Origin of the sequence: uncultured Pluralibacter sp. (assembly GCF_913775985.1) — a bacterium.
Classification (GTDB): Bacteria; Pseudomonadota; Gammaproteobacteria; order Enterobacterales; family Enterobacteriaceae; genus Pluralibacter.
In genome coordinates this window covers 101,927-108,219 of sequence record NZ_CAJYMB010000129.1, presented here as the reverse complement: position 1 = coordinate 108,219, position 6,293 = coordinate 101,927, and the positions used below count along the sequence as shown (strand labels likewise).

The 6,293-nt window shown below is 61.2% G+C and carries 8 protein-coding genes; all 8 read right to left on the bottom strand.

Translation table 11 applies throughout. The annotated features are described in order from the left end of the window. Positions 1-274, bottom strand: a 274-nt coding sequence (locus tag QZ766_RS16210; protein WP_297203716.1) for an RAQPRD family integrative conjugative element protein, incomplete at its 3' end; no start/stop codon positions are given. A gap of 235 nt (positions 275-509) precedes the next feature. Next, the gene (locus tag QZ766_RS16205) at positions 510-1,268 is read right to left on the bottom strand and encodes a TIGR03747 family integrating conjugative element membrane protein (RefSeq protein ID WP_297203714.1); all 759 of its coding nucleotides are present in this window, start codon (positions 1,266-1,268) and stop codon (positions 510-512) included. Continuing rightward, on the bottom strand, positions 1,256-3,361 hold the full coding sequence (gene traD / locus QZ766_RS16200; RefSeq protein WP_297203712.1) for a type IV conjugative transfer system coupling protein TraD: 2,106 nt from the start codon (positions 3,359-3,361) through the stop codon (positions 1,256-1,258). The genes QZ766_RS16205 and traD overlap by 13 nt, the downstream gene beginning before the upstream one ends. Beyond that, the gene (locus QZ766_RS16195; protein WP_297203710.1) at positions 3,354-3,842 is read right to left on the bottom strand and encodes a hypothetical protein; all 489 of its coding nucleotides are present in this window, start codon (positions 3,840-3,842) and stop codon (positions 3,354-3,356) included. Before QZ766_RS16195 ends, traD begins: the two co-directional genes overlap by 8 nt. A 10-nt stretch (positions 3,843-3,852) precedes the next feature. Beyond that, a complete protein-coding gene (locus tag QZ766_RS16190) occupies positions 3,853-4,425 on the bottom strand; it encodes a restriction endonuclease (RefSeq protein WP_297203708.1) in 573 nt (190 codons plus the stop codon). Continuing rightward, the gene (locus QZ766_RS16185) at positions 4,425-4,943 is read right to left on the bottom strand and encodes an integrating conjugative element protein (RefSeq protein ID WP_297203706.1); all 519 of its coding nucleotides are present in this window, start codon (positions 4,941-4,943) and stop codon (positions 4,425-4,427) included. Before QZ766_RS16185 ends, QZ766_RS16190 begins: the two co-directional genes overlap by 1 nt. 5 nt (positions 4,944-4,948) lie before the next feature. Further along, positions 4,949-5,584, bottom strand: a complete 636-nt coding sequence (locus QZ766_RS16180) for a lytic transglycosylase domain-containing protein (protein WP_297203704.1) — start codon at positions 5,582-5,584, stop codon at positions 4,949-4,951. Further along, complete coding sequence (locus QZ766_RS16175; protein WP_297203724.1) at positions 5,563-6,285, bottom strand: TIGR03759 family integrating conjugative element protein; 723 nt, start codon at positions 6,283-6,285, stop codon at positions 5,563-5,565. The genes QZ766_RS16180 and QZ766_RS16175 overlap by 22 nt, the downstream gene beginning before the upstream one ends. Between the last annotated feature and the right edge of the window lie 8 nt (positions 6,286-6,293).

Sequence of the window (6,293 nt, the reverse complement as noted above, 5' to 3'; positions counted from 1 at the left end):
AGCGGTCAATGCCGCTGCGGATGGTGTTGAGATCGGATGTGGCCTGACGGTAATCAAAGAAAAAACGGCCACGGTCAGCCGGGTCGGCCTGTGCTGCCGCCACGCGGGCCCGTTCAAGCGACGCCTGAACCTGGTCCAGCTGACGCTGAACAGACGCAAGCTCGTCTTTCTCGGATGCCTGTGCAGTAGCTGACGCCAGAAAGGTCAGCAGCAGCAGGCCGGTGATGCCCGGGACACGATGGTTGTGCCACATAGCCGGACGACTTGAGTTCATACGCACCTCCAGAAGGATTAAGGGGTGCGGACAGGATGCGGAAGGGAGAGCGCCAGGTCAGCGATAAACCTGAGCAGGAATTTCAAAATTAGTTGCAGGTCAGTGCTGCGTGGGGGATGAGCTTACAGGATTGGCGGTTCACTGATACTGACGCGCCATGAACAGTCGTTTCATGGCTTGTCTGCTGACGGCAGGCGCGCAAAACACGTTTTGCACGCCTCCGTCCAGCCCTGATTTAAAGATACTTCTTGAACGAAGCCGTGGTCACGGTCACGGCGATCCCCAGCAGGACAGCCGCCGGCAACAACAGCAAGTTCGGGTAGACTGCCGTGGGCCAGGAAAGGTACAGCATGGCGGGCACCACAGCGGCCGGTCTGACCAGCTTTTTGGCATGGTGATAGACAAACGAACTTTCATACCCCGCCCCGTACCGCCGCAGATCACGCCGCCCCAGCCCCTCAACCAGCGCCACCACCACGACCAGCACAAACAGCGGCACGGACAGCACCAGGATGGTGACGCGTACCAGGGTAATGATGCTTATCCACACCGTGGCCAGCAGGTATTCACGCAGGTAGCCGGCAAGCCAGCCGCTCCAGCTGTTGATTTCCCGGGTGACGGCATTGTCACTGTGCATCTGGTGTGCATACTGCTGCCGGACCCAGTCCAGGAAGCCACTGTCCACAAAGGCCCACTGATAGGCGGTACTCACCCAGCGCACAACCGTCACCGATGGCTCAGACAGCAGCAGGCTGCGGGTGAACTCTGTGGACAGCCACCCCAGCTCGGTGTTCATGACCGCTTCACTGTGCGCCGCCCCGGCTTCCGGCCAGAAGAAGGCGATGCCGATATATTCAATCAGCAGGCTCAGCAGCAGCGAGGACAGCACCACGCCCACCAGGGCCCATGGCCAGCCCCAGAGCAGGTTATACAGCATGCCGTGTTTGCGCTCCGGCAGCGTCTGCTGCTGTGGGGGACGTTTTACCTCAACCATTCTCCCCCTCCTGTGACCGGCACGTTCAGGGCCGGACCGTCCCGCCACCAGGATTCGCCGCTGTGATAGCTGCGCCGCATCTCCTCCGCTATTTTCTCAATACTTTCCGGCATCAGCACATCATCAGCATCCCCGGCAGGCAGCGGCATGCGGATTTTCCACAGCTGCCCGCCTTCCAGCAGGGCAAACGCCTGCCCTTTCGGCAGCGTCACGATATCAGCCGGCTCCAGCAGCGGGACTTTTACCGTCCCGACGCGGTCCTGGGTGCTGGAGGTGAAGTCCTGGTCTGCGTTGACATCGGCCGTGTCCTGGTGCCCGGAGACCAGCGTTTTGGTGTAAATCTCCACCTGCGGCAGCTGCGTGGTCAGCAGCTCAGCGGTGCGGTTCTCCCTGACGCGCAGCATAATCAGGTTGTTAAAGTTACCCTGTACCTGGGCCGTCTTGGCCGCATTCCCGATGCGGGCTTCAATATCAGAAGATGTCTGGGTATAGGCCGTCACCTGCATGCCGGCACCGCCCCCTTTGTTGATAAGAGGAATAAACTCATCCCCCATCAGCTCGTTAAACTCATCGCAGTGCAGGTTAATCAGGGACTTCCCTTCTTTCCCGCCCGGCAGGCCCGCATTGATGCCGTGTTTATAAATGTGCCCGGCCACACTCACCAGATCGGCGAACATGGAGTTACCGACCGCGCTCGCTACCATACTGTCACTGAGCGCATCAAGCCCCACATAGACCACGGCCTTTTTACGGATGATTTGCTCCCAGTCAAATATGGGCCGTGAGTCATCCATATCGAGATAGTCAGGGGCCAGCAGTTCAGCGGTCTTGCCAGTGGTCAGCTTTTCCAGCAACGGCAGCAGGGAGGCCACGATTTTGTCAAAGTAAGTGCGGTCATAACGCACTGCTGACCGCAGCCCGTCGAGGATGGGATCATAGAGCTTCTTACCTTCCTCTGAACTCAGCGCAACCTCAATGGCCCAGATGCGTAACGCATCCGGCTGCCCCTGCATGTTGCGGGGCACGTCGTCCTCGCCCAGCACCTGCTGATTATTCTCAATCTGCGTCTGCAGGGAGGGCAACTGCGCCTGGATGATTTTTTCCGCATAGCGGATATAGAGATCGGCGATATTGTTCACGTAGCGCATAATCAGCGTGTAGTCAGGGCGTTCCCCCAGGGCGACCAGCGCACGGGCGATGATGTTGACGAACCGCCAGGCAAATTCGCGGAATGCCGCGCTGTTCCCCTCACCCGACAGCTGTCCGGCCACGCGGGACGCCACCTCTGACACGCGGCCAAAACGCCCGACGGCATTATAACGGGCTGACATTTCAGGCCAGCCGAGATGAAAGATATACAGCTCATCCCCGCGCCCGGCCCGGTGGGCCTCTGCCCAGACGCGTTTCATCAGGTCTGCGTCGCCTTTCGGATCAAACACGATGGTGACTTCACCCCGCCGGATATCCTGGGTGACCAGCAGCTCTGCCAGCCGGGTCTTACCGACGCGCGTGGTGCCGTACACCACCGTATGACCAACGCGCTCCCCCAGAGCCAGCGTGACGTCTTTTTCGTCGGGTTCGATGCCGTGCAGCGCCGGATTCCCGCCCACCGGCGGTAATGGCCGCACCGGGTTCAGCGGCGTGTCGGCACTCAGCAGCTTTCCCAGCCAGGGCAGACGATGTTCTGTCAGCAATTCAAGCTGACGCGCGCCCTGGTAAAAGCGGTTCGGCTGCAGATAGCGGGCCACTTCCGGGCGGAGCGTATCCTGCAGGCGCTGGGTGTGTTTCTGGGTCCAGCGGAACCCCCGGCCGAGAAACAGGCGACGATGGCTGACGGGGATCTGTTTAGTACTCATGACATAGCGCGGCAGGCGGCGGAGATTCCGGCGGTAGCGAATAATCTTCATCCCCTGATGGGTGCGGGTGACGGCCAGCGCCGCAAACCCGGCGGCAGTGACATAGCTGACAGACGGAGCCAGGGCGACAGCCCAGGGTGCCTGCACACAGACATACGCCGCCATGCCCGACACCACGGCGGTATTCAGCTCCACGGCCGGGCGCAACAGGGCTTCAATAACGTATCGGTTACTCATCGTCTGTCTCCTTTATGATTTTACCGTCGGCCCTGCGGGTATACGTCCCCTTTGCGGAGCCGGCTTCCCTGCGGGGCAGACAGTGGTAATGCAGGGCATTCGCCAGTAAGCGCCAGAGCACATACAGAACATTCGACAGAAAGAGAAAAACAATCCATACGGCCCGCAATGACCGCAGGTAATTGTTCGCCGCGGTTTCTGTGGAGACGGCTGTGACGGTACAGGCTGCCGGCTTTGCTTCAGGCGGAGCCGCATTATCAGGTGCCGGGCATTCCTCCCACATGTAGTGTCCGGGCGGCGCGGTGCGCCATGCCGTTGCCTCCTTCTGCAGCTGGTCGTTAAGGTCACGGACCGGATGGCCCAGGACAATCCAGGCGAGCAGAATTACACCGCCGAAAGCGGCAGGCAGGACCACGGCATGACGGAATAAACAGAACACAAGCCACAACGCGTAGCGCAGGCTGTTCACGATGATATTCATAAATGATTCCTCAGAGGTACTGCCGGACGTCCTGCCCGGCGAGAATGGCCAGCAGGCGTTGCCCGCTGATGATGCGCAGGCGCGGTGACGCCGTACGAAGGGTGCGGCTCATTTTCCCGGTGCGGCCCGTGTGGATAAACAGCCCCCGGCGGCCGGACTGCAGGAGAAGCCGGTCGAAGTCCTCAACATGTGCGGGGGAAACAGCACGGCTGTACCGTTTGGCCTGGATAAGCCAGTGCTCACCGTCGATGATGACCTGGCCATCAAGGCCGCCGTCACCGCTGTAGGAGGCATTGCGCACCACGGTCAGCCCCTGGCGTTCAAAGGCAGAGAGCAACAGCTCTTCAAAGACATAGGGGCTGATTTTGCGCAGATAAGTCAGGCGCTGTGCATCCCCCGGCAGGCGGGTCAGCTTATTCAGTACTCGGTCCGCTGTTGCCCGGTATCGCCGGTGACGACGGGTGCTGGCGCACTCACGACGGCGCAGGTTGAGAAAGGCCATCACCACCAGGAACAGGATGACCAGCATGGCAATCCCTGCGGAGTGACCTGTCAGCAGACCGTTGAGCGGTGTCGCGACCATTACGGCCTCACCTGCTGCGTCAGGCCGGTATCGGTGATGAGTACCGGATAATGCGCAATCTGCAGGCGACGGGCCAGCTCGCTGCCGGAAGCCGGGGCCAGACTGACTCCGGGGGCCAGCTCGCGCAGCTCGCGCACGGCAGCCATGTCCGCGACGTTGACGATCATCCCGGCCGCATGCTGTTCAGACAACGCGCCGGCATTGGCCTTCAGCCAGTCACGGGACAGGGCATCATCCCCGAGAAGAAACAACGCCCCGATGCCGGGCAACTGCAGCGGCCGGTCGGCCACGCTGCCCGGCCGCAACTCCGGCGTGAATACCGGCAGCATGGCGGCCTCGCCCTGCACCACGAGTGACGGGGGGGAAGATGCGATCTCTTCCGTACTCATGCCGGGCTGTTTATTAACGGCCTCAAAGTACGGGGCGGCATCCTGACCGCCCAGGTCAGCAATGACGTTCAGTTCAGCATGCCCGGTCAGGGGAAGGAGGGAAAAAAGCAGTAACGAAAGCATTTTCATCAGGGTTATCTCCCGGGTTCAGTCCAGACAAAGCCTGGATCGGGGGTGAGCGCAGCAACCGAACGGGGCGCTGCCGCTGTCGGCGCAGAAATGCGGGGGACAGGGCTGATTTTTGCCAGATGCCCGCTCACGATGGCGCGGTAACGTGCAGCAGGCTGACCACCTGCGGGATGGTGGTAGCAGCCGGCCGCATCCAGCCAGCTGCCGGGCTTACGCGCCCAGCACTCACGCAGAATGGTGGCGGCGGCGTTCAGGTTGATGTAGGGGTCAAACGCCTCCCACGTCGAGGCAAAATGATGACCGTTCCAGCCCAGATTGACCTGGGCAATACCCACATCGATGCGCTTCAGCGGGTGACGCTTCATAAAAACCTGCAGCGCCTGCCAGGCCTGCAGGCGCGTCTCATAGCGATACCCTTTGCCTGCCACATTAATGGTCCAGGGCCAGGGCCGCACGCCGCGGGGAAGTTTGCGCGATGACTCACTCAGGGAGACCGAGTAAAGCGCTTCCGGGGGCACGCCGTGCGCCATGGCCACGCGGACGTAACCCTCCGGCACCGTCTGGTCAGCATGGCCGTCAGGGACGGCGGCCATCAGTAAGCCCAGCGCCAGCGCTCCGGTCAGAATGCTGCGATTGCCCATTTACCATCTCCCGCCTGCTGCAGTAATACCGGCATCAGGCCGTTACCAAAGCGCATCCACCGGCCACCGTCGTGGTTCAGCGTGACCTGTCGCTTACGCACCTTTTCCACGGGAATGTGATGGTCCCGCGCCCAGTTGCGCAGCACATCATCACTGCCCTGGCTGTCGACCAGATAGATGTCAACCGGCCGGTTGTCAGCCAGCACGGCAGACAGTTTCGCGTCGCAGGTGGCGCAGTCCTCTGACCTGACGAACAGCGCCAGCCGGCCACCGCTGTCGTGCGCCACGCCGGAGGCGTTCCCCATATTGACCGGCAGTGTGCCCGGATACAGGCGCTGCCAGGCCGCGTTCACCTCGCGCTGGAAATCAAGCTCCTTCTGGGTGCGGTCAAACTCTTCCTTCACCCACTTTTCCGCAAACTTACGGCGCTCTGCCGGTGTCTGCGCCTCGATACCGAGGGTGGAAAGCGGATCGAGCCCCGGCGACTGGATACCCCGGGGTCCCTTCATCAGCTGCTGATACCGCTGATAATCGTCTGCACTCAGTCCCCACTGACCGGCCTGCTGCTGCAGGTTTTGTTGTGCGGAGTCCGCCCGTTGTGTTGATTCCTGCCGGCTGACATCCGTCTGCCCTGATGAGGTCGCGGCCTGGGCCAGGGAACTCAGCAACATGGCGGCTAAAAAGGTATGTTTCAGTTTCATCATTCGCT

Coding starts and splice junctions, on each gene's coding strand:
- QZ766_RS16205 (WP_297203714.1), bottom strand. CDS start 1,268: ATGGTTGAGGTAAAACGTCCCCCACAGCAGCAGACGCTGCCGGAGCGC.
- QZ766_RS16175 (WP_297203724.1), bottom strand. CDS start 6,285: ATGAAACTGAAACATACCTTTTTAGCCGCCATGTTGCTGAGTTCCCTG.
- QZ766_RS16180 (WP_297203704.1), bottom strand. CDS start 5,584: ATGGGCAATCGCAGCATTCTGACCGGAGCGCTGGCGCTGGGCTTACTG.
- QZ766_RS16190 (WP_297203708.1), bottom strand. CDS start 4,425: ATGGTCGCGACACCGCTCAACGGTCTGCTGACAGGTCACTCCGCAGGG.
- QZ766_RS16185 (WP_297203706.1), bottom strand. CDS start 4,943: ATGAAAATGCTTTCGTTACTGCTTTTTTCCCTCCTTCCCCTGACCGGG.
- QZ766_RS16195 (WP_297203710.1), bottom strand. CDS start 3,842: ATGAATATCATCGTGAACAGCCTGCGCTACGCGTTGTGGCTTGTGTTC.
- traD (WP_297203712.1), bottom strand. CDS start 3,361: ATGAGTAACCGATACGTTATTGAAGCCCTGTTGCGCCCGGCCGTGGAG.